The organism is Anaerobacillus alkalidiazotrophicus, assembly GCF_001866055.1.
In genome coordinates this window covers 800,555-824,316 of record NZ_MLQS01000001.1, presented here as the reverse complement: position 1 = coordinate 824,316, position 23,762 = coordinate 800,555, and the positions used below count along the sequence as shown (strand labels likewise).

Annotated in this window: 17 protein-coding genes; 11 read left to right on the top strand and 6 right to left on the bottom strand. The window is 34.7% G+C overall.

Annotated elements, in window-relative coordinates:
- Positions 1 to 317: 317 nt before the first annotated feature.
- On the bottom strand, positions 318 to 1,043 hold the full coding sequence (locus BKP45_RS03950; RefSeq protein ID WP_071388438.1) for a DUF421 domain-containing protein: 726 nt from the start codon (positions 1,041 to 1,043) through the stop codon (positions 318 to 320).
- A gap of 212 nt (positions 1,044 to 1,255) precedes the next feature.
- Between BKP45_RS03950 and ilvD the strand changes: the two genes are divergently transcribed.
- Complete coding sequence (ilvD, locus tag BKP45_RS03945; protein ID WP_071388437.1) at positions 1,256 to 2,923, top strand: dihydroxy-acid dehydratase; 1,668 nt, start codon at positions 1,256 to 1,258, stop codon at positions 2,921 to 2,923.
- A gap of 310 nt (positions 2,924 to 3,233) precedes the next feature.
- Here ilvD and BKP45_RS03940 read toward each other — a convergent pair whose 3' ends face one another.
- A complete protein-coding gene (locus BKP45_RS03940) occupies positions 3,234 to 3,773 on the bottom strand; it encodes a DoxX family membrane protein (protein ID WP_071388436.1) in 540 nt (179 codons plus the stop codon).
- 295 nt (positions 3,774 to 4,068) lie between these two features.
- Here BKP45_RS03940 and BKP45_RS03935 point away from each other — a divergent pair, with 295 nt between their 5' ends.
- From BKP45_RS03935 to BKP45_RS22905, 4 genes are all read left to right on the top strand, one after another.
- On the top strand, positions 4,069 to 5,340 hold the full coding sequence (locus BKP45_RS03935) for an ABC transporter substrate-binding protein (protein WP_084787586.1): 1,272 nt from the start codon (positions 4,069 to 4,071) through the stop codon (positions 5,338 to 5,340).
- 13 nt (positions 5,341 to 5,353) lie between these two features.
- The gene (locus BKP45_RS03930; protein ID WP_071388435.1) at positions 5,354 to 7,372 is read left to right on the top strand and encodes a methyl-accepting chemotaxis protein; all 2,019 of its coding nucleotides are present in this window, start codon (positions 5,354 to 5,356) and stop codon (positions 7,370 to 7,372) included.
- Between the two features lie 478 nt (positions 7,373 to 7,850).
- The gene (locus tag BKP45_RS03925) at positions 7,851 to 9,047 is read left to right on the top strand and encodes a ParM/StbA family protein (protein ID WP_071388434.1); all 1,197 of its coding nucleotides are present in this window, start codon (positions 7,851 to 7,853) and stop codon (positions 9,045 to 9,047) included.
- A 26-nt stretch (positions 9,048 to 9,073) separates the two neighbouring features.
- Positions 9,074 to 9,463: a hypothetical protein gene (locus BKP45_RS22905; protein WP_071388433.1), complete on the top strand. Its 390-nt coding sequence runs from the start codon at positions 9,074 to 9,076 to the stop codon at positions 9,461 to 9,463.
- A gap of 534 nt (positions 9,464 to 9,997) precedes the next feature.
- Here the strand turns inward: BKP45_RS22905 and BKP45_RS03915 are convergent.
- Complete coding sequence (locus BKP45_RS03915) at positions 9,998 to 11,878, bottom strand: glycoside hydrolase family 15 protein (protein WP_071388432.1); 1,881 nt, start codon at positions 11,876 to 11,878, stop codon at positions 9,998 to 10,000.
- A gap of 220 nt (positions 11,879 to 12,098) precedes the next feature.
- Here BKP45_RS03915 and aroQ point away from each other — a divergent pair, with 220 nt between their 5' ends.
- Positions 12,099 to 12,551, top strand: coding sequence for a type II 3-dehydroquinate dehydratase (aroQ, locus tag BKP45_RS03910; RefSeq protein ID WP_071388431.1), 453 nt, complete (start codon positions 12,099 to 12,101; stop codon positions 12,549 to 12,551).
- A gap of 460 nt (positions 12,552 to 13,011) precedes the next feature.
- On the opposite strand, the gene BKP45_RS03905 is transcribed toward aroQ, so the two are convergent.
- The gene (locus BKP45_RS03905) at positions 13,012 to 13,326 is read right to left on the bottom strand and encodes a (2Fe-2S) ferredoxin domain-containing protein (RefSeq protein WP_084787584.1); all 315 of its coding nucleotides are present in this window, start codon (positions 13,324 to 13,326) and stop codon (positions 13,012 to 13,014) included.
- A 233-nt stretch (positions 13,327 to 13,559) separates the two neighbouring features.
- On the opposite strand from BKP45_RS03905, the gene BKP45_RS03900 reads away from it, so the two are divergent.
- Complete coding sequence (locus BKP45_RS03900) at positions 13,560 to 14,132, top strand: DUF6944 family repetitive protein (protein ID WP_407639582.1); 573 nt, start codon at positions 13,560 to 13,562, stop codon at positions 14,130 to 14,132.
- A 256-nt stretch (positions 14,133 to 14,388) separates the two neighbouring features.
- On the opposite strand, the gene BKP45_RS03895 is transcribed toward BKP45_RS03900, so the two are convergent.
- Positions 14,389 to 16,302 carry a triple tyrosine motif-containing protein gene (locus BKP45_RS03895; protein WP_071388429.1) on the bottom strand — a complete coding sequence of 638 codons (1,914 nt, stop codon included), beginning with the start codon at positions 16,300 to 16,302 and terminating at the stop codon, positions 14,389 to 14,391.
- A gap of 391 nt (positions 16,303 to 16,693) precedes the next feature.
- Positions 16,694 to 16,987 carry an MTH1187 family thiamine-binding protein gene (locus BKP45_RS03890; protein WP_071388428.1) on the bottom strand — a complete coding sequence of 98 codons (294 nt, stop codon included), beginning with the start codon at positions 16,985 to 16,987 and terminating at the stop codon, positions 16,694 to 16,696.
- 438 nt (positions 16,988 to 17,425) lie between these two features.
- On the opposite strand from BKP45_RS03890, the gene BKP45_RS03885 reads away from it, so the two are divergent.
- From BKP45_RS03885 to BKP45_RS03870, 4 genes are all read left to right on the top strand, one after another.
- Entirely contained in the window at positions 17,426 to 19,084 is a 1,659-nt protein-coding gene (locus tag BKP45_RS03885) for a glutamine--tRNA ligase/YqeY domain fusion protein (protein ID WP_071388427.1), read from the top strand.
- Between the two features lie 523 nt (positions 19,085 to 19,607).
- Complete coding sequence (locus tag BKP45_RS03880; protein WP_071388426.1) at positions 19,608 to 21,098, top strand: DEAD/DEAH box helicase; 1,491 nt, start codon at positions 19,608 to 19,610, stop codon at positions 21,096 to 21,098.
- A 280-nt stretch (positions 21,099 to 21,378) separates the two neighbouring features.
- Positions 21,379 to 22,074 carry a beta-phosphoglucomutase gene (gene pgmB / locus BKP45_RS03875; RefSeq protein ID WP_245747378.1) on the top strand — a complete coding sequence of 232 codons (696 nt, stop codon included), beginning with the start codon at positions 21,379 to 21,381 and terminating at the stop codon, positions 22,072 to 22,074.
- A 218-nt stretch (positions 22,075 to 22,292) separates the two neighbouring features.
- Positions 22,293 to 23,669: a sucrose-specific PTS transporter subunit IIBC gene (locus BKP45_RS03870; RefSeq protein WP_071388424.1), complete on the top strand. Its 1,377-nt coding sequence runs from the start codon at positions 22,293 to 22,295 to the stop codon at positions 23,667 to 23,669.
- Positions 23,670 to 23,762 lie beyond the last annotated feature (93 nt).

The following is a 23,762-nucleotide window of genomic DNA, read 5'->3' as shown; positions in this document are numbered from 1 at the left end:
TAAAATTTGTTATTTTGTCAATGGAAATACAAAAAAATATTTAGATTTATTCAATTGCTATTTTGAATCGTTGATTTACAAAGTATTATAAGCCAACTTGCAAGTAAAAGTGAAGTTATATGCTTTGTAATAATTAGTTCTAAAAACAGTTATTGTTTTTATAAATCATAGAAAAAATGTAAATATTTATTAAATCAAATGGTCAAGTAAAGGAATAATATATTGTTATCTTTCTCAATTAGAGAGTAAATATATTCGTTTGCACAAATTTAAGTATCTGTAATAAAGCAAAGTTAATGGATATGCGAGTAAATCTATTAGTGTTTTATAGGTGGGACCGTTATATTATTTTCATCTTTTAAGGAAATATGTAATTGATTTTTACGGTTTATAGAAGCAAAAAAGACTTTTTTTATGTCAGAAACTCCTTGATGAACTAATTGCTGTTGTAACCATGTCTCATCTAAATTTAGATCTTTTAAGACACTTGAATACATCGTTCCTTCTATGATAATGGGAAAGGAAATTGTAGATGTTGCTTTTAGTATGTTCATATCTTCTAGTGTAACTGGATGTTTTTGTGTTTTTTTCAACACACTTAAAGCCCCATTAGGTTCAATAATGGCTGTTTCAACTTCAGTAATATCAAATACATTTTTTTCTCTAAGCATCTGAAGTACATTATCAATAGAGTAACGAATTCTTTTTAGATTTTTGTTTAAAAATTTTCCGTTTTGTATAACCACTGTAGGTTCAAATGTAAGTAATCTACCTACTTTTCGGTTCGATATCTTCCAATTTGCGATAATCCTTTGAAAGATCCCTATTGAAATGATAGCTATCGCAGTTGGAAAATGCTTAATATCAGGATCGGCAATATCGGCTCCAACAACTGCTCCCAAAATGACGATAATTAAAAAATCAAATATAGGTAATTCCCCAATGGCACGCTTCCCCATAAATAAAGTGATAAATAGTAACAAGGGTATAATTGTAAAAATTCTACCTAGTACTAAGAATGTATCTTTTACAAATTCAATCATTTTTTGCATCATCCTCTAAAGTGTTATCTTAGCCTTAAAGCTTTTAACCTCCTTATCTATTAAATTATTACCCTACCATTGTTTCCAAGGTTTAATAGATTAATACACATCTTAAGGCCGAATATTTATTTCGATAAATAAGGTAGGAGTAACAGTGCACTACTTTAGGCATACTAAAAAATATTTAAATTTTAAGGTAGGAGATTGTATTTATGAATAATCATGGAAAAAATCGTAGTAGTGTTTTTAATGATATTAATCGTGCCCCTAATCGAGCGATGATAAGAGCAATGGGAGTAAAAGATGAAGATTTTTCTAACCCTTTTATTGGTATTGCTAGTACATGGAGTGAGGTAACACCTTGTAATATGCACATTGATGAGTTAGCAAGAAAAGCAAAAGAGGGTGCTTTGGAAGCGGGTGCAACGCCGTTCATATTTAATACAATTACCGTTTCAGATGGCATATCGATGGGAACGGAAGGAATGCGTTTTTCATTACCTAGTCGGGAAGTAATTGCAGATTCAATTGAAACCGTTGTTGGAGCACAAAATTATGACGGTGTTGTTGCTATTGGTGGTTGTGATAAGAATATGCCTGGTTGTATGATTGCAATAGGTCGTTTAAATTTACCCGCAGTTTTCGTTTATGGTGGAACGATCAAAGCTGGAAAAATCGATGGGAAAGATATTGATATTGTTTCTGCTTTTGAGGCTGTAGGAAAGTATAATAATGGCGATATTGATAGAGAAGAACTTCATAAGATTGAATGTAACGCATGTCCAGGTGCTGGATCTTGTGGTGGAATGTATACAGCAAATACAATGGCTTCTGCAATCGAAGCAATGGGAATGAGTTTACCTGGAAATTCATCAAATCCTGCTGAAGATCATGAAAAAATAGAGGATTGCATAAAAGCTGGAAAAGCAGTCATGAACTTATTGGAAAAAGGAATTTATCCTAAAGATATCATGACAAAAAAAGCTTTTGAAAATGCGATTACGGTTGTCATGGCACTCGGTGGATCTACAAATGCTGTCCTTCATTTATTAGCATTAGCGCATACTGTAGAGGTTGATCTTAATTTAGATGACTTTGAACGTATTCGTAAAAACGTGCCCCACATTGCTGATTTAAAACCAAGTGGTAAGTATGTCATGGAGGAATTATCTAAAGTTGGTGGTGTTCCTGCTGTCATGAAACTTCTTCTTGATAAAGGGCTATTACATGGAGATTGTATGACAGTTACTGGAAAGACACTTGAAGAAAATCTTTCCGAAGTATCTCACTTAAAAGAGGGACAAAAAGTCATTTCGTTTGAACATCCGAAACGAAAAACAGGACCGTTAGTGATCTTAAAAGGGAATTTAGCTCCTGAGGGTGCATTAGCGAAAATGTCTGGTCTAAAAATAAAAAAAATTACTGGCCCTGCGCGTGTATTCGATTCGGAGAAGGCGGCTACAGATGCGGTATTAAATAATAAAATTAATCCTGGAGATGTCATCGTTATCCGTTATGTTGGTCCAAAGGGTGGACCAGGTATGGCTGAAATGTTGTCGATTACGGCGATTGTAGTTGGAAAAGGCCTTGGAGAAGAAGTAGGCCTAATTACAGATGGACGTTTTTCTGGAGGAACACATGGGTTAGTTGTTGGGCATATTTCCCCTGAAGCACAAGTGGGTGGCCCCATTGCGTTAATCCGAGAAGGTGATATGATTACGATCGATAGTGAAATACAGGAACTCTCTGTCAACGTTTCTGAAAAGCAGTTTGCTGAAAGGTTAAAGGATTGGTCGCCACCAGAGCAAAAGTTAAGAGGAATGTTAGCTAAGTATGCTCGTTTAGTATCTTCTGCTTCAGAAGGGGCTGTAACAGATTAGCGGTAAAAACGAGGTGTGATGCTTTTTAAAGTGGAAAAGATGACTCTGTAATAAAAAACCGTCAAAGTAGACGGTTTTTTATTTTAGAAGTATATAATGTGTGATAGTATAAGCAAGTCATCAAGACACTCGCCTACGATAACAAGTCTATAGAAATATTTATTATGTTTTTCTTATTAATAAAACAGGTTAATATTGGGGGGAATAAGTTGAAAACTTCGAAAGTATTGTTGTATGCATTGATTTTATTTAATATTTTTGGATTGTTCTATTGGATTGGCTCAATGATGTTTCATTAAATAGCAAGTAATTATGAATTAGTAGATAGTTTTTCGTTGTTAGGGATCATGGTGACCATTTTTTTCTTTTTTCTTTCTTTAAAGGTCTTTAGAATGTCTATATGAAAATATTTATCTAGGCTTAAATGATAGGCATCTAGCCTGAAAATAATTAATGAAAATGCAGTTGTATAAAGAATAAGACTGATCAAATTCATATTTCCAGAAAGAATGAAGTTAATGTGCATAAATAAGCAAATGAGTGTAGAAGGTATAGTAAATAATCCTACTATAAGAAATAGTCCAAGCATAATCTGAACTACTGGAATCGTATAGTTCAAAATCATGACCGTTTCTAAAGCTATGTTCTCAATGAAAATTTTATAAAAGGGTGGTGTATTAGGATGTTGTAGTGCATCGATTAAATAATTTCTTAAAAATATACCAGGTTCTTTAAACCAGTGACCTCCTGTTATTTTTGTCGCTCCAGCTAATAACCAACCTATACCAAAAAGAACACGCATGAAAACAATTAGTAATGAAAATACCCCTATATTTTTTAATACTCGCATTTTTAGCTTCCTCCTAAACATATCTTTCCTTAAGACATTATTTTTTCCTTAGGGCAACTTTTTGGACAAAAAAATAAAAGTAGTTTTTTCCACTAAGGATTTCAAATACTTAAAGATATCTTTACTTTATGCAGAAAAGTTTACCATGTGCAAGAAAAATTGTAAATAAGTATTTGCTACGATAAATTTGTCGAAATTTAATCGGGTTTTCTATTATTTTAGTATGGTATAGTAATAAAATCTTCCCAAATATCAAGAAAAATACAGTAGAATGTCAGCTTAGGAGGGTCAACAAGTGATTAGAAAATGTATGTGGCTTGTATTGCTTTTAACTATCTTTTCTGCCTGTTCGAACAGAGGAGATCAAGTATTATCAATACAAGAAGAAAAACCGCAAGATGAAAAAGTAACGATTCGAATATTTGATCGAAAAATTGAAGTTGCTGATAGATTACAAGAATTAGCAGCATTATATGAAAGTCTTCATCCGGATGTAAAAATTGAATTTGAATCGCTTGGAGCGATTAGTTCTAGTTATGATGTAGAGTTAAATTCCAAATTTGGCTTAGGAACTTTTCCTGATATTTTTACAACAGAAGCCTATTTATCGTTTGAACCTTGGGAAGACATCGCTTTACCATTAAATGATTTTACGTGGATCAAAGATACAGTAGAAGGGAGTACAGATGGTGTAACGGTTAATGGAACTATTTATGGTATACCGATCACATTAGAAGCATACGGTTACATTTACAATAAAGATTTATTTGCTAAGGCGGGAATCACAACGATCCCAACGACTATTTCTGAATTAAGAGAAGCGGCTCGTAAACTTCAAGCAATTGGTGTAACTCCTTTTTCAAATGGGTATGCAGAATGGTGGATTCTTGGAAATCATAGTTTTAATATTGCTTTGGCAAGTCATGAAACGCCAAACGAGTATATTGAAGGTATTTTAGACGGGACCATTGATCTATCAAATGATGAAACGATGAATGCGTGGGTCGAATGGCTTGATTTAACGATTCAGTATGGAAATAGAAACCCGTTATCCACCGACTATCAAACTCAAGTCGAGAAGCTAGCAAATGGAGAAGCAGCAATGATGCAACAAGGGAATTGGACACAGTTTATGATAAATGAACGAAACCCCGAAATAAATCTTGGAATAATGCCCATTCCGATCTCTGATAAAGGTCACGATTATGTTATGGTAGGAGTCCCAAATTATTGGATCGTCAATAACCAATCCCCTGTAAAAGAAGAAGCAATTGAGTTTATTGAGTGGTTGATTACGTCTGAGGAAGGTAAATCCTTTATCGTAAATGATTTAGAGTACATCCCTTCGTTTACGACGATTGATTACGATGCCAAAAAACTAGGTGATATTACCGCATCTCTTCAAACCTATATTGATCAGGGAAAAACAGCGGGCTGGTATTGGAGTAGCTTTCCTTCCGAAAATGCAAATCTCGTCTTTGAAAATATCCAAAGATACCTAAGAGGTCAAACGACGAGAGAACAGTTTTTAACGAATTTACAACAGGATATACAGAGTATCCAGTAATGGAGTGAATGTTTTGGACAGAAAAAGATCAAATATAAACAAGATAAACAACATTTCTTTAAGACATAAATTAATTGGTTGGTTTTTAATTTTGGTTGTCGTACCTTTAACAATCATGTTAACTATCGCTTATTTTGCAAGTTATAGTGTCGTTTTAGATCGAGCTGGTTTCTACTCTAAACAATTTATTCAACAAGTAGCCGCTAATATTGATTTAAAAATTCTCGAAATAGAAGATGTAAGTGTTTCGATTATCACAAATAGAGATATTTCGGAAACAATTGGCACGAAGTACGATGAAGAAAGCTATAGTCGAGCTAGATCTGTGATTGAACAAATGGCTCTTTCAAAACAAGAAATCGATTCCATTCGAATTTACGGAGTGAATGGCAGTTATTTATATGGTGGACATGGTAATGATAGTGTCGATGAAACCTTTTCAAGAGGGGATTTTCCGAGCTCTGAGTTATTTCAAACCATTTTAGAAAGCGATGGAAAACCTTTTTGGTTTACGGGAATCGACAATAATTTTAATGAAGTATATATGGCAAGGAAAATGTCCTTTTATAATTCTAGAACACCTAGTGGAGTCATCTTATTTAAACTTCCGCAACAATCATTTGCTAGTCTTTATACAGATTTAGAGATTGGTGAAGAAGGTAATGCTTATCTTTTGAACAGTGATCAAATTATTTTTGGTCACTCTAATTCAGAAATAGTTGGAACTAATTATACAAATGATTTTATTCTTAGTCATAGTAAAAACAACTATAGTGGATTATTGAATAGTCAAGGCAATATGGTTTCATTTGCAACGACTACAAATGGTTGGAAGGTTTTCACTGAGGTTCCAATTCGGGTACTGATGAGTGAAATGCGTAATCTTTCTATTATTTTTATAGTTGCAGGAATTGCTTTAGGTGTCTTAAGTATTATCATTGGTTTATTTGTGGCTAGAGGAATTACAAAACCTCTAGATCATATTATTGGGATCATGAAAAATATTGAAAATGGAGATTTTACAAAGACATCTGAAATAAAAGGTGAAAATGAAATCGGAAAATTATCACAAGGCTTTAATCATATGATTTCAACGATTCGTTCTTTGATCAAAAGTTCAAACCAAGTCGGTTTATCTGTTTCAGATAATACGAACAACCTTAATCAATTAGCTAAGCATTCTGCTGAAATGACAGAAGAAATTAAGGCAGCTGCTAATGAAATTGCAACGGGAGCTATGGAACAGGCTCATGAAGTGAGCGAGGTTCAAAAAATTATGCAACAGTTCGTGAATGAAATTAATGATGTTCAAACAAGGTTAAACATTGTCAAAGAAAACTCTGTACAAGTTCATCATGTTAGTTCAGGTGCAATTAAAGTCGTAAATGAGTTAACGGAACATGCTAATTTATCCAAACAATCATCAGAAAAAATAAAAAATGAAACGATCTTAGTAGAAGGAAAAGTATCGGAGATTTCGAATTTTATTAAGGTTATTCGTGAAATAAGTGAACAAACGAATTTATTAGCATTAAACGCGTCAATTGAAGCCGCAAGAGCTGGAGATGCTGGTAAGGGGTTTGCTGTTGTTGCTACAGAAGTTCGTAAATTGGCAGAGAATACAAATGAAGCAACTGAAAAAATTGCACAAATTGTAGCTGACATAAAGAAAGAAACTTCTCAAATGGTAAAGGAAGTAAATGAAGGAATGAATATATTTGATCTTCAACAAACCTCTGTAGAGAATGTAAACGACGTATTTCACAGTATTTTAAAATCACTTGACCAAACGATGAATGAATTCAATACTTTATATGTAAGTATAAAAGATATGGATCAACAGAAAGAAAGTACCATTAGAGCGATTGAATCAATTGCTGCTATCACACAACAAGCCGCTGCGTCAATCGAAGAAATTACCGCTTCCATTGAGGAACAAGCAAAGTCAGCAGATCAACTAAAAGAATCTTCAGAGCATTTAGCAGAAGAAGCACACCATTTAAATCATTCAATTAGCAAGTTTAAAGTTTAACAAGGTTTCCGAAAAGAATTCTCTCACTTCAATCAGACAGTAACGTTGGATAAGTGGTGAGTAGTTCACAAGCATGAAAAGTACACAAATAGAAGAGTTGATTTTTCTTCGGTAATACTTAAGATAAAAGAGAGCATTGCTTTAGTTTCTAATCAATGTTCTCTTTTTGTACATAAAGTAATTCCAACAGGAAAAAAGCTTTGCTTTATATAGAAGTAGCTTATTTTTGTAAAAAGAATGAAAGGAAATATTATCAAATATCACTTTTATTCACTTATTGTATATATGCTTGAAGGAGATTCTAGGATTAAGATGGAATTATTTATATTGATAGGATGTAGGTAGATTTTCATTCATTTGCGTAATACCCCAAAAAATAATATGAAGTATTACTAAACATCACCATGTATTACTAGGTAATACATCCTTTAAATAAAATAGAAAAATAAAATAATAGTTTAGTAGGGAGGCAATATTTATGCAGTATCACTTTTTTGTTGGGAACGATAATGGCAACAGTGAGCATGATATTATTATTGATGGGAGGTTAATACAACAACCAAACGTAAATTGTGTAGTTGATGAGTTACCATGGAGCGAGGAGCAAGCTCCAGAAAGTTTTATCAAAAATCTTCAAGATCAATTGGTAGTTACAATCGATTCTCCTTCTGCAAAGCCAGGTATGTATTATATTGGGAAGTTTGCTCTTGAGAGTGGGGAATTGTTAGATAATATGGAAGTAGGAATTGATCAGAAATGTGATATGGATTTACCGGTTGTTAATACATTAGCACAAGTTGCAGCAGCTGCAGTTCAAAAGGCATACGAGGATGAGAAAAAAATTCCTGAGGTAATGGATGTTCAAGTCGACATGGCGGCTGCATTACCGATCACACAGCATACGGATGAATCTTCGTCTAAATTTGAAAAACGATTTATGGGTGCAGCGCATCATGTGACTGTACATCTAGGAAAGCAACGCGTTGCAGTCAAAGTAACTTTTGATTTTACAAAAGTAATACCTGAGGCTACACCGGTAATCTTTACTCTCCAAAAGGATAAAGAAGGTAATTGGAGAGAAGGTGATATTTTCAAAGAGTTCTCTGAAACTTATGATTTCAAAAAAGACTTTAACGGCAGTTATTTTAAAGATAAGCGAATTCTCCATACAGATATTGGTGATGGTTCGACTGAGTATCCAATTACTGAAGGAAATAAATTTTTGCGTCAGTTTGTCCATGGCAGCAACCATGGAGCGGGTTATGCAATTGAAGAAGCGCTAGCTGAGTTTAATAAACTGATTCACCTTCCAGATAGCCCAAGACAATTTTTTAGTGATGTTATTAAAAATCCTAATCATAAGTTTTACGCTAGAGCAATCAAAACATTAAAAAGACCACTTGAAGGACAAGCAAAGCAAATTCTACAAAACATTCGAAAACAGTTAACAAAGGCTAGAAATGAAATTGACGTCATTTGTGTGTATGGTGGTGGAAGCATCTTAATGCGTTCGGTACTTTACCCGATGTTAAAAGAATTGTGTGACCAGCGTGAAATAAAGCTATTATATATTCCAGCTCAGTATGCGGTAATCATGAATGCCCAAGGACTTGATGCTTTTGTTCGTGGGAAAATTTATAGTACCCTAAAAAGTAAAGCAAAACAAAGCGTTTAATTTTTAATAGGGTTTGGTGAGAAGAAATGAAAAAACAAAAAAAAGCTGGTGACAATATCAGCTTAAAAACGAAAAAAACTGAAGCAGAAGAAATATTAAATTGGATTAATAGCCAATCTAACTTAATGGATTCTATTCGATATTTAATAGAAAATGAAATTAGGGAAAATGGAGTAAGAAACTTACAAAATTTTATACCTGCAAACCGTGACATTTCTGGCATTAATTTTTCGAATGTGAACAATGAAGCAGCCAATCCGGTAGTAAATAGTGAAATAGCTGCAACATTAGAAGAACAAACACCTATACCACCATCTTCAAATGCTGAACAAACAGATATAACAAATGAAGAGGAAAAAAATAAAGCTGAAACAGAAGAAGATATTGACGATGAAGATATCGAATCTTGGTTGTGATCTAGCGTCACTAAATAATACTAAGCCTCACTAAGTAATACCTGGTGTTACTTAGTGATACCTAAAGGTTTGTGGTGGGTGATGCCGAGTAACACCTGGTATTGCTTTGTGTTCTTGAAAATATGTAATCTTTAAACCTAAGGAGAGAGTCTTACCTCTCCTTTTTTTTAGCAAAGTAAGAAAGTATAGAATTTTTGAAGTTTTTTTTCTCTCATATCTTTTGAAAACCTTTCAAATTTGAGAGGTTTTTTCATTGGGTTAGGTTATATGTTAAAGTAGTCAAACGTTCTTAAGGAAAGTGACGGTGGCACGTTAGGAAGGGTGGTTTTTAACATTACACTTCCTTCACTAATTGTTGCTTTCCTTTTAATGATATTGTCATTGATATGTCATGAATATCTTAGTTAGTTTCTTTCTCATTTGGGTAATTGTCAATATCTGATTTTGCCGTGATAAAGCGAAGAGGCGTTCTAAAACAAAGTGTCTGACACTTTGTTTTAGAACACCCTTTTCATATATTTTTCTAAAGATAAGTTAAGACAAATCGCTTCTGTGAAATAGATTGTTATAGAGAAGCAAAGATCGAATAACGCCTGATTGAGAGTAACTAGGCATTCCAATACCTCTAGCACGCCCTTTACTATAGAGTAACTCCGGTAATAATCCACAAAATGCACTGTTATTATAATTGTGACCAAAATAGCTCCAAGCTTTGTCTACTTCTTGGTTGGCTAACAAAGCTTCACCAAACCAAAATGTAGGCCCAGTCCACGGTTTTAAATCGCCTTCTTCTGTTGTTAAGCTTTCATGTCGCCAAATTCCACCAATAAAAGGATCTTGTAACCTTTCTTCAATAGCTCTTAACGTAGGAGCACGCCATTCCTTTGGAAAAAGCGGGAATTCAGAGAAAAATAAACTGACGGAAGCATCCAATAATTTTGTTTCTTTAGATCGGCATACGATTCCATTATGGACATTGTTTCTACCAATTGCCTGCAGTAATTCAAAAGCGCCTTGTCTAAATTGAATAGCTTTTTCATTTTCGCCAATAGCTTCTGCCATTTCAGCTGCCTTCAATAAACCATATGATGAAATAGCGGATGTCCATGTCATATGCTCAAAGTCTTCACCTAAATGTGGGCCAAATGTTTCCCAAATGCCTGCATCAGGAAATATTAAACCACTAGCATCTCGATTAGTTAAAATCCAGTTCGTAGACTGATGAATAATCGGCCACAAATCTTGTATAATTGTACGATCTTTCACTAAAGACCAAACCTGCCAAATTCCATATAAAATTAATCCTGTCGTATCATTTTCAAAAGCATGCTCGTTCGGTAAACGAGTCACGACATTGTATGCAAAATAATAGTTGCCATCAGGACGCTCGATTAAATAACTTAATGTTGCATACAAAGCATGAATTGCATCTTCGTAATGTCCTGAGAGCGCTAAAGTAGAAGCGATCCATAAACTATCACGGATCCATACGTTTCCTTGATAGGGCCTAAAGCCAATAATAATGGGAGTGCCATCTTTTTGCATACTCATCTTGGCAACGGTGTTACTAAGTTTCCAGTAGTAGTCAAGGGGTGGTGGAAGTTCACCGATATCAATGGTTTCACGATACCAAGCTTCCCAAGCTTGTAATGTCTGACGTTCACTTTGTCTTATTGTTCGTAACGTTTCGTTTAATTGTTGAATGGCTGCATCTTTCGTTGTACCAGCAGCAAATATTTGATAAACTGGCTGACTATAATTTTGATGTGGAATCGTTTGATCAGGAATCGTAAAAACTAACGGTACGGGTATTAAACTATGTTCAAAAATGGTAACCGGCCCTGTGGTGACAGCTATTGGAACCTCACCAGTTATTCCTGCAGCAGTTGGTGAAACAGTTGTGGCGAGCCATTGATTTTCAGAAATTCTCGAAATGAAGATATTACCGATTCTTTGTACGACATTTTTAAGATGAACGACTGGAAAGATTGTCGCTTTTGAAGCGTTGTTTCGAAGTGTCTTTACTTCGATTGAACGTATAAGAGAATTTTGGGAAGGGGGAGCCCATGTTTTCGTTCTGACAACCGTATTTCCTTTATGAGAAACTACTTCATACACTCCATAGCCATTGATGTATTGAGTATTGTTTAATGAGATAATTTCACCAATTTGACCTAACTTTTCTTTTACCATTCCATACGGGTCATACCAAATTTTTTCATTATGATCTTTCGCAAGTACGTAGGATCCAGGAGTATCAAACATTGCGCTTGAGAGATCGAAATTTGGAAAAAAGAATTGGCTTATTTTATCGACTGGCAGACAACCGATATCATACTGTTGGATCCAAGCTAAAACATTACCATTAGAAATTGGAGCATGGTTATCTTGGTTTTTACCAATGAAGTATTTCATTAAATTAAGCACTCTCCCTTACAAAAAATATATCGCTTAGGTTTATCATATGACTGGTTGAAGTAGGGTAGAAATATTTTTTGTTTTTTTTTATGACGTTTTGAGGTGGGGGTGGTAGGATTCTAAATCGTAATTGGATTTATTTGTCTCATGTATTAAAATAGGAGTAATATAAATAATGAGAATAGCTTATATTTAAAACTCTTGGGGGCTTTATTAAATGAAAAAAGTATTAATGTTACATGGTGTTAACCACAATATGTTTGGAAAAAGAAACCCGAAAATGTATGGAACGATTACACTTGATGAAATTAATCAAAACATGGAAGACCTCGCAAAGGAACTAGACATTGAATTAGAAACATTCCAAACAAACTGTGAAGGTGAAATGGTTGATCGTATTCACCAAGGGTATTTTGATAAGGTTGATGCAGTAATTATCAATGCAGGAGCTTGGACGCATTATAGCTATGGGATTAGAGATGCTTTAGATATACTTGAAGTACCTTTTATCGAAATCCACATGTCAAATGTTCATGCTAGAGATGAGTTTAGACACCATTCTGTATTCTCAGATATTGCTCAAGGTGTTATTTGTGGTTTTGGTTTTGATAGCTACCTTCTTGCGCTTAGAGCTGCTAAAAATCTTATCGTTCAAAAAAGTGTTGAGTAAAGTAAAATCTGTGATAAAACAGGAGTAAGATTAAGTGTCTTACTTCTGTTTTCATTTATTGAAATCGATTACGGAATTTCAAGATAAATTTTATCAATATAGTAAATAGTAAGTTGAATTTATTGTCATTACTAACTAAGAAAGTTAATGATGTTGAGAAAAAAGGTAATCTCTAAGCACATAATTTTAATTAAAAGTATTACAAAAGATGTCCTACTAGTTGCCATACCGACAACAAGTGGCCTTAAGTAAAACAATAGTCTAATATGTAAAATTTAAGGGGAATTACTCTTACATATAATGAGGGTGTCCCAAAAGGGTCTGACACAACACGTATTCAACTATATACAGAGGTTCGATTTTAACGTTCGTCTATATATAGTTATAATACGGTGTCTGACACTTTGTTTTAGGACACCCTTATTTCACTAAAATAGATATATCAAAGTGTAACGAAAATTTACTCGTTTTCTAGCTTTAGCATTATTAGTTCTTCAACTGGCTCACCGTCAATAAAATGTTCTTCTACAATCCGAGGAACATCTTCAGGGGTAAGGTTGTAATACCATATCCCCTCAGGATAGACAAGTGTAAATGGGCCATTTCCACATAGTCCAAGACAGCTAGTCTTATTTAATTTTACTTCTTTATATATACTATGCTCTACAAGTTGCTCTTTAAATGCATCCATCACCTCCTCAACTTGCTGTCCATTACAGTGTTCACTCCCGCAAAAAAAGAGATGCCTTTTTAACTGTTTTAATCTCATATTCATATGATCACCCCTAACGAATTAATGAAGAAACTGACTTGCTTGAAAAAATTATACATACATGGGCGGAAAAAAAGTTAGTAATACTGTGATTGTCATGAAACAATCAATATCCTTGTGAGATTATCTATAAGTATGTACGGCCATTTATTAGCTTTTTGCGAACTTTGGTTACAGTAAAGGAATAAAAATAAGGTATATCATGTATTTTGACAGACAGGGGTTTTTTTGAGGTGATGGAGAACGAAAATAATTTAAATAGCCATGTTTTAATAGGGTCCTGGTTGATAGCGATTGGAACGATTGTTGCAGCAATTGCTGAAGTACGAGAATTGGTTGGGTTAAATGAAGTAAATAATAAGCTAGTTGCCATAGGAGAGGGGATACAAGCCGTAGGTGCAACGTTAGGTGGATTGGAAACAATCGATGCCCCTTTGAACTTTGTCGGTGATTGGATTGACGGTGCAGGGGCTGCAACGTCTTCTTATGCAGCCTATTTGCAGTATAAAGATAAAGAAAGTGATGAGGATACCGCTCGTCTTGAAATCCTTGGTGCGTCCTTGCAGTCTATGGGGGCATCTATGAGTGCTGTAGCTGATAAGCTTGCCGGAGAAGATATTCTTTCTTTTGGGAATGCCATGCAAGGTTTTGGGGCGGGACTTGAAGCAATTGGTGGCATTTATGATTTAAATGAAAAAGAAAAGGAAGGTCAACCGATTATAACAATTGGGGCTATTATCCAAGCATTAGGAGCGAATTTAAATGCTGTTGTGATAACAAAGGATTTAATTAAAGAAAATAAACAGTAAAAGCTGCTTATCAATAATGAGATAATGCAGCTTTTACTGTTTATACAATTTGTTGATCAAACTGATTTGAACTTCAGGGTCATAGAACCCCACCTCTAAGCGTAGCGTAGGTGGGAACTTCCATTTAGGTGGAGTTGAGACTCCATCTGGATTTCCGATGTTCGAGCGTTGCTAGAACGAGTTCTCTTGCTTCTCTTAGTGAAGCTCTCCAACTAATTGCAGACGCAAAATTTGAAGGGGAATGCGGCGTTCATTTTTATTCAATCGTAAAAATTATTTCTTCACTATCATCAAATGGGTGAGTAGAATTTTTATGTTTTACTTCAGACTTAATTGTATAAGTACCTTCTGAGATTGGTACCCATCTGTAATTATTGTTTGGTGAGTAATCTTGAACAACATCCCAACTTGAGCCGTCAAATATTGAAAATCTATAAAGGTGGTTGCTTGGATCATGGGAATTCACTGTAAAATGTATTTCATTATTAATAAATTGCGGACTTTCTCTATCCATATTGAAAGCTACGATCTTTGCTGGATCGTAAACGGTATAACTGATGATTTGTTCATGATCAAAGTTTTTCTTTGAATGCTTATGTTTTACTTGAACCTTAATTTGATAATCGCCAGCATTCAACGGTTTCCAAGAGGTAGAACGTTTAGAAGAGAAATCCTGAATCGTTACCCATTTCTGACCGTCAAAAATTAAAAATTTAAAGTGATTGTTAGAGTTATCATTAGATTGTGCAGTAATTGTTATGTTTGTATCCGTTGGTTGTGGACTGACAGGGTTTAAAGAAATATCACTTAATGTAGCTTCATGGAAAACGTTATAGGTCATAACTTTTTCATGATCAAATGCCTTCTTAGAGTTTCTATGTTTTCCTTGAACTTTAATTTGGTATGCGCCTGCTTTGGCAGGTTTCCAAGAGACTGTACGTTTAGTCGAGAAGTCTTGAATCGTCACCCACTTTTGACCGTCAAAAACTAAGAATCTAAAGCGATTATTTGAATTATCATTCGATTGAGCGGTAATTGTTATATCTTTATTGATCGGTTGTGGAGTTGCATGATTAAAAGAAAGAGTATTGATTTTAGCTTCATTGAAAACAGTGTAGTTAATGATTCGCTCACTATCAAAACTTTTCTTTGAGTGCTTATTCTTCACTTGGACTCGAACTTGGTAGTTCCCGGCTTTTGTTGGCTTCCATGTAGCTTTGTTATTTGAAGAATACTTTTGTATATCTACCCATTTTTTCCCATCAAAAAAAGAAAATTTAAATTGATTATTTGTATTGTTGTTCGATTGTGCAGTTAAATTTATTGTTGTATTACTTGGCTGAGGACTAACTTTATTAACAGCTAATGAGTTAGCCTTTGCTGGTTGGTAAACAGTGTAGTTTAAAACCCTTTCATCCTCAAACTTCCTTTTAGAGTTTTTATTTTTTACTTGCACTTTTAATTTATAATTACCAGCACTTTTAGGTTGCCAATTTACTTTATTTGTAGAAGAGAAATCACGAATAGTAGACCATTTTTTTCCGTCATGAACCATGAACTTATATAATGTATTTGAACCACTTGAAACGGATGCGCTTACAGAAACGGAAGCATTAGTAGGCTGAGGGCTACTTTTGCTTACCGAGAGTTTATTGACTTTACTTTCAAAAGCATATCCATTTGCTAAAGCGATTTGATGTAAACTTTGTTTTGAGGTAGTAATAATGACAGGTGTATTTACTGCCACTCGATCAAATAGCCAACGGATTTCGTCATTATACATTCGAATACAGCCAGCACTAGCGTATGTACCAATTGACTTTGGGTTATTGTTGCCATGTATAGCATATGTAGTACCGTACGTTCCTCTTGCGTTTATCCCTAACCACCGGTCGCCTAATGGGTTTGATGGATGTCCTCCAGGGATGTTCTGTTTATAATAAGGGCGATTTTTTATTTTGTTTACTATTTTAAATTTTCCTTCAGGAGTATAACTATTTTGTCTACCAGTTGCTACTTTAAATGTCTTTTCTAGCTTTCCTTGATTATAGTAAGCAAGTTGATTTGTGTTTTTATTAATAATAATCATTTGGTTACTGTTGGCCAACGTATGAGAACCGCCAACTAGAAGAAAAAAGATTAGTAGTATAAAGCAGCTTAATTTTTTCATCATTCACCCCGTCATTACACTGAAATTTAGTAGATTTGTACTATAAAAAAAGTGTAATTGATTACGATGAAAATAAATGTAAAAAAATAGGGCTTGTTTACTGGAAATTTTTCGACACTAACAAAAGTGTGCTATTGATAGGTTTTCGTAAGGAATACGAACCGAAAATCAGTTTTTACTGGCTTAAAATATTCAAAAATCCCTAAAAGTTTTCACGACTTTTAGGGATTTTTGAAGCTTTAATTAAAAAGTTGCGGTAATTTATCGTTTTCTTACAAATTTGTATAGCTTGATCGCTTATCATCTTGGTCACTTGTTGCACAAACAATGCTTATCGAACGTCTAGCTAAGGGACTCGCCAGTAGACTGAGGATAAACGCTCTGGTGTCTTTTAGGAATGTTCGACAGCTTCAATTTGATGTTCTAATGTCATTGGTTTATCTATTCGATCGTCAATACAAATATTGGTAACGACTCGTTGAGTTCCATTCGTAATTTCATTTTTGTGAATTTGTTTGGCTACATCCATAAGTTCGTCAATGCTTCCTTCGATAACGGTAGCGGTAGGAGTTACCTGATAGTTGAGACCTTTTTGTTGAATAACTTCGACAGCTTTTGAAACATTACTACTGAAGCTTGGTGAATTTGAACCTACAGGTACAACGCTAATTTCAAGTATGGGCATAATATACACTCCTCATGATTATAGTATGGTTTGGTCGAAACCTAAGTTTAGCTTGGACTTTTCTGGTGTAAATAAACAATCCTTTTATTGTAATTTGGTTGTGCTTTTGATTTTTAACATATTAATTTAATAAAACAGATATTCTATAGTTCAATTAGTTCCAATGTCGCAAATGAAGTTAACATTCATGAATATTGGAATTATTATTTTCACCATTAATTACTATATTATGTTTGACCATTCGTAACATTAGATATAGATTTAAGTCGACCATTTTTTTTGATTTTGAGTTTCATTCAGATAAAATAAAATTGGTTGTGCAAAATACGTTTATTCTACTAATGACTCAGACACAATAGACGCATAGATATATTTGCATTTTTATGATATAACTACTAATAATTACTATATTAGAGACTGGAGAAAGGTTGGTCAAAAGTGGAGAATAAATCGAATAGTTCTAACTTTATCAAACATATTGTGGCAGAAGACATAAAAAGCGGAAAACATGATGAAATCGTTACCCGTTTTCCTCCTGAGCCGAACGGATACTTACATATTGGACATGCAAAATCGATCGTATTAAACTTTGAACTCGCTGATGAGTTTAAAGGGCGTACAAATTTACGGTTTGATGATACGAATCCACTAAAAGAGGATGTAGAATACGTTGAGTCAATCAAAGAAGATGTAAAATGGTTAGGGTATGATTGGGACGGACTATTTTTCGCATCCAATTATTTCGATGAAATGTATGAACGAGCAGTTCTACTTATTAAAAAGGGACTAGCTTACGTTGAAGATTTATCTCAAGAAGAAATAAGAGCTTATCGTGGTACGTTAACAGAGCCAGGAAAAGAAAGTCCTTCTAGAACTCGTTCTGTTGAAGAAAATCTAGATCTTTTTGAACGTATGAAAAATGGTGAATTTAAAAACGGAGAGAAGGTACTTCGTGCCAAAATTGATATGGCTTCGCCAAATATTAATTTAAGAGATCCGGTTATTTATCGTATATCTCATGCTACTCACCACAATACGGGTGATAAGTGGTGTATTTATCCGATGTATACATTTGCTCATCCATTGGAAGATGCCATCGAAGGTGTGACGCATTCAATCTGTACTTTGGAGTTTGAGGATCAACGTCCGTTTTATGATTGGGTCATTGAACATTGTGAGATGGAAGCAACGCCAAGGCAATACGAATTTGCTCGCCTAAACTTAACGAATACAGTTATGAGTAAACGAAAATTAAAGTTATTGGTTGATGAAAACATAGTCGATGGTTGGGATGATCCGAGAATGCCGACGATTTCTGGTTTACGAAGAAAAGGGTATACTCCTGATGCTATTCGTAATTTCTGTCGTGAAATAGGTGTTGCTCGAGCATTTAGTACGGTTGATGAGCAAATGTTGGAGCATTTTATTCGTGAAGATTTAAAATTAAAAGCACCTAGAACGATGGCTGTTTTAAAACCATTAAAAGTAGTTATAACGAATTATCCAGAAGGTCAAGTAGAAATGCTTGACGCAGAGATTAATCCGGAAAATGAAGAAATGGGAACACGTCAAATTCCATTTTCACGTGAAATTTACATTGAACAAGATGACTTTATGGTAGATCCACCGAAAAAGTACTTTCGTCTATTCCCAGGAAATGAAGTTCGCCTAAAGCATGCATACTTTATTAAATGTGAGGAAGTCATAAAAGACGAAGAAGGAAATGTTATAGAGCTTCGTTGCACGTACGATCCTGAGACAAAAAGTGGTACTGGTTTCACAGGGAGAAAAGTAAAAGGAACACTTCACTGGGTAGAAGCAACAAATGCTAAAGAAGCTGAATTTCGTTTATACGAACCATTAATTTTAGACGATGCAGGCGATGAAGGGGAAGATAAAAGCTTCCTTGAGAAAATAAATCCGAATTCATTAGAAGTTTTGAAAGGTTATATAGAACCAAATATGGGAGAAGCAAAACCAAACGACAAATTCCAGTTTTTTAGACACGGATACTTTAACGTAGATAAAAAACATACGACAGCCGAAAAGGTTGTTTTTAATCGTATTGTTTCTTTGAAAAGTTCGTTTAAGTTATAGTTAAGAAAACACACGTGCATTTTTAGGTGCACGTGTGTTTTTGTGCATTTCAATTTCGATTGATTATTATTTGCACTCTTATAAGATAGTGAGCTCTTTGCTTCAAGCTTGCCACTTTGTAATTCATAATCCCAACTCCTTAAAATTGAACTATAAAATGTAGTTTTACTTAATAAATAAAACTAAACCTTTATTTAATTGCTAAAAAGTAGTAAGATAGATAAGTTGCAAACATTATTGTGATTAATTAAGTACAATTTTTTGGACAATGAGCCAAAACGTGGCAACACAGACTTAGAAACAATCGTTTCTAATGAGCGGTTATGGGGTTGACTTTGATAGAGAAAAATTTCTCAGTTGGTAAGTGCGCTAAATCTGGGCATTATAATTTTATAGCCACTAAAATTTTTGATGATATTTAATTAGTTTTAGTCAGGATTTCACTATTTTAGTGAAATCTTAAAGTCAACCTCTTATACCGCTCGTCAGAAGGGATAAATATAGTTAAAAGGAGAAATGAAATTTGGCAACTTTTTATGATTTTGGGTTAGACCACCAAATTATTCGTGCAATATCAGATATGGGATTTGAGGAAGCAACACCAATTCAAGCACAGACGATCCCAACGGCAATTGATGGAAAGGACTTGGTTGGGCAAGCCCAAACAGGTACAGGTAAAACAGCAGCATTTGGTATACCACTTATTGAAAAAGCGGATATCAGTGAAGAGGGAATTCAATCAGTTGTATTAACACCTACAAGGGAATTAGCAGTACAAATTGCGGAAGAATTAAATAAAATTGGTCAACATAAAGGGGTAAAATCATTACCGATTTATGGCGGACAAGACATCGGTCGACAAATTCGAGCGCTTAAACAAAGACCGCAAATTATTGTTGCAACACCAGGACGATTTATGGACCATATGCGCCGTAAAACAATTCGTCTACAATCAATAAACATAGTCGTTCTTGACGAAGCGGATGAAATGTTAAACATGGGGTTTGTTGAAGACATTGAAACAATTTTGGCAGAAGTTCCTGAAACACGCCAAACGTTGCTTTTCTCTGCAACGATGCCAAAACGTATCCAAGCTTTATCACAAAAGTTTTTAAAAGAACCTGAGTTTATTACAGTCAAAGCAAAAGAAATGACAGTTGAGAATATTGACCAACAATATATGGAAGTATCGGAAAAGCAAAAGTTTGATGTACTTTGCCGTATGTTAGATATTCAGTCACCAGAACTTGCCATTATTTTTGGTCGTACGAAGCGTCGCGTTGATGAACTTTCAGAGGCATTACTAAAGCGTGGTTATATTGCTGAAGGTATTCACGGTGATTTAAACCAAGCAAAGCGTGATAGTGTTATTCGAAAATTCAAGGAATCAACGATTGAAGTACTTGTAGCAACAGACGTAGCAGCACGTGGAATTGATGTTAGTGGTGTAACTCACGTGTATAATTTTGATATCCCACAAGATCCAGAAAGCTATGTTCACCGTATTGGGCGAACTGGTCGTGCCGGAAAAACAGGTATGGCATTAATGTTTGTTACTCCAAGAGAAATAGATCACTTAAAGTCAATTGAAAAAATGACAAATCGTAAAATTACTCGCCGTGCTGTACCTACATTTGCAGAAGCGATTGAAGGGCAGCAGCGTTTGACAATTGATAAATTGTTAGAAACAATCGAACAAAATGACTTCAAATCCTATAAAAACAGTGCTGAGCAATTATTGGATGAACATGATTCGGTAACAATAGTTTCTGCTGCTTTAAAAATGTTAACGAAGGAACCGAATACGACACCTGTTAAAATAACAGGAGAAGCTCCGTTAAGAGCGAAAAAAGCGAAGTTTGATGGAAAAAAAGGTGACAGAAGAGACCGTGGCCGCGATCGCGATCGTGATCGAAATCGAAGCCGCAATCGAAAAGATGGAGATGGACGTCCGTCACGTAATAATTCAGAACGCAGTTATAAAAAAAGACAACAAAAAAAGAATAAGGTATAAGAGTGCGAAAGCTAACCTAGGTGGGTTAGCTTTTTTTTTTAAAAGGTTAAAAGGTAAGAATTTATAAATTTCTAACGCGGAATCTCTGTCCTACAATTAGTAAGATAAATTCTGCTCAATTGTCTTCCTAAACAAATGAGGTATTAATTGATGAACACTAATAAGCAGAAGAAGTTTTTCAAAAACGCAAGTAAAAGTTCGTTTTCTGCTAGTAAGATTTAAAATTTGTGGAAAAATTATCTATATATTTGGTATGATAGAAATTAGAAAGGGTGATACAGTGAGAGACCGAGCATTACAGGCAGTTATTTTTGATCTAGATGGTGTCATTGCTAATACAGTTGAGCACTACTATCACGCAGGAAAGCGCCTAGCCGACGAAATTAATATACCTTATGATCGTGAACTAAATCAAAAGGTACAAGGGCTAAATCGTTATAAACAAGTTGAGATTATGTTAGGTGATAAATTCAAAGATTATTCTGAGGAAGAAATCCGTGAATTGGGTGATCGTCGAAGTCATTATTATCTCGAAAAAATAACAACTTTTTCGAGTAAGGACGTACTACCTGGTATGGTTGATTTTTTAATAGAATTAAAAGAGAAACAAATAAAAACGGCTTTAGCATCAGCTAGCTCAAACGCATTTGAAGTGGTAGATAAATTAGATGTAAGAAAATATCTCGATATTATTGTCGATATTAAGAAAATTAATAATGGGAAACCTGATCCCGAGATCTTCTTAACCGCAGCAAATCTTCTTAATGTCAAACCGATTAATTGTGTAGCGATAGAAGATGGAGAAGCAGGATTAACGGGAATTCTTCAAACAGATATGTTCTCGATTGGTGTAGGAGAACACGAAGCAATGAGAAAAGCAGATTGGCGAGTTATGAGTACAGATGAAATTACATTAAACCGATTATTACACGAATGGGAAAACAAACCATCCGTTAAGCTGTTGACAACTAAGTAGATTCTATGATTAAATTCAGGAAGACAAGTCGAATATTGTAGGATTGTGACTGATTATGCAGGCAAGACCTAAAATATGTAAAGGGGTAAAGTCTACCTATTTTTCCCTTTTATATATTTTAGGTCTTTTTTGTTCATAATGGTGATAATAAAACAGATGATATTTTGTATGTAATCATAGTTTTTTTGACAAAATAAACAAAAAAAGGAGAATGTAACATGAATGACCGCGAAATCGCGAAACAACTTCTACCATTATTAGGTGGAAAAGAAAACATAGTAAGTGCGACACATTGTGCCACACGACTACGTATCGTTTTAAGTGACGACCAAAAAGCCAATAAGTCGGAGATTGAAAATATTGACGGCGTCAAAGGAGCATTTTTAAGTTCAGGTCAATTCCAAATTATTTTTGGAACTGGTGCAGTGAATAAAGTATATGCTGCATTTGCTAAGGAAGCTGATTTAGACAATGAAGATCGTAAAACCGATCATCAAGATGCAATTAAACAAAAAATGAATCCAATCGCTCGTTTTGCTAAAACGCTATCAAATATTTTTGTACCCATCATTCCTGCTATTGTAGCTAGTGGTTTGTTAATGGGGTTGTTAGGGATGTTAAGAACATTCCAATGGGTTGCTCCAGATAGCTCGTTAATTGTTTTACTCGATATGTTCTCTAGTGCTGCTTTTATCATTTTACCGATTTTAATTGGGGTAAGTGCTGCTAAAGAATTTGGTGCAAACGCTTATTTAGGAGCAGTTATCGGTGGAATTATGACGCATCCAGCATTATTAAATGCATGGGCACAAGGAACTGTAGAACCAGATTATCTGAACTTTTTAGGTTTTGATATTGCTATGATTGGTTATCAAGGAACAGTAATTCCTGTATTACTTGCCGTTTATTTTATGAGTAAAGTTGAAAAAGGGCTACGCAAAGTGGTTCCAAATGCCATTGATTTAATTGTAACGCCGTTTGTAACCGTTATTGTAACTGGCTTTTTTGCATTAATTATTCTTGGTCCGTTAGGAAATTTTGTTGGTGACGGTATAACAACCATTTTAAACTTTGTTTATAACTACGGTGGATTTTTTGCTGGTCTTCTTTTCGGTGGAACCTATTCATTAATCGTTATAACTGGTGTTCATCACTCTTTCCATGCCATTGAAGCAGGGTTAATTGCAAGTATTGGTGTGAACTATTTACTTCCGATTTGGTCGATGGCAAACATTGCACAAGGTGGCGCGGGTCTTGCCGTGTTTTTCAAAACAAAACGTGCGAAAACAAAAGAAATTGCCCTACCATCAGCGTTATCGGCATTTTTAGGTATTACTGAACCGATTATTTTCGGGGTTAACCTTCGTTACCGCAGACCGTTTATTGGTGCATTAATTGGTGGAGCACTAGGTGGTGCGTATGTGGTATTTACAAACGTAGTCGCAAATGCATATGGCCTAACAGGAATTCCAATGGTTGCAATTGTATCACCATTAGGCACAGCTAATTTAATTAATTATTTAGTTGGTCTAGCGATTGCCTTAGTAGGTGCGTTTGTTGCAACATGGATATTAGGATTTAAAGAAGAGGAATAATTGAGGAAAGGTCAGGTAATTTGGCTTACCTGATCTTTTCTATTATATTTTTCAGAAGTATAATAAAAGCTAAGGCACACGCCTAAAAGTTAG

Coding starts and splice junctions, on each gene's coding strand:
- BKP45_RS03905 (WP_084787584.1), bottom strand. CDS start 13,326: ATGAATATGAGATTAAAACAGTTAAAAAGGCATCTCTTTTTTTGCGGG.
- BKP45_RS03950 (WP_071388438.1), bottom strand. CDS start 1,043: ATGATTGAATTTGTAAAAGATACATTCTTAGTACTAGGTAGAATTTTT.
- BKP45_RS03895 (WP_071388429.1), bottom strand. CDS start 16,302: ATGAAAAAATTAAGCTGCTTTATACTACTAATCTTTTTTCTTCTAGTT.
- BKP45_RS03940 (WP_071388436.1), bottom strand. CDS start 3,773: ATGCGAGTATTAAAAAATATAGGGGTATTTTCATTACTAATTGTTTTC.
- BKP45_RS03925 (WP_071388434.1), top strand. CDS start 7,851: ATGCAGTATCACTTTTTTGTTGGGAACGATAATGGCAACAGTGAGCAT.
- BKP45_RS03900 (WP_407639582.1), top strand. CDS start 13,560: ATGGAGAACGAAAATAATTTAAATAGCCATGTTTTAATAGGGTCCTGG.
- BKP45_RS22905 (WP_071388433.1), top strand. CDS start 9,074: ATGAAAAAACAAAAAAAAGCTGGTGACAATATCAGCTTAAAAACGAAA.
- BKP45_RS03870 (WP_071388424.1), top strand. CDS start 22,293: ATGAATGACCGCGAAATCGCGAAACAACTTCTACCATTATTAGGTGGA.
- BKP45_RS03915 (WP_071388432.1), bottom strand. CDS start 11,878: ATGAAATACTTCATTGGTAAAAACCAAGATAACCATGCTCCAATTTCT.
- aroQ (WP_071388431.1), top strand. CDS start 12,099: ATGAAAAAAGTATTAATGTTACATGGTGTTAACCACAATATGTTTGGA.
- BKP45_RS03890 (WP_071388428.1), bottom strand. CDS start 16,987: ATGCCCATACTTGAAATTAGCGTTGTACCTGTAGGTTCAAATTCACCA.
- ilvD (WP_071388437.1), top strand. CDS start 1,256: ATGAATAATCATGGAAAAAATCGTAGTAGTGTTTTTAATGATATTAAT.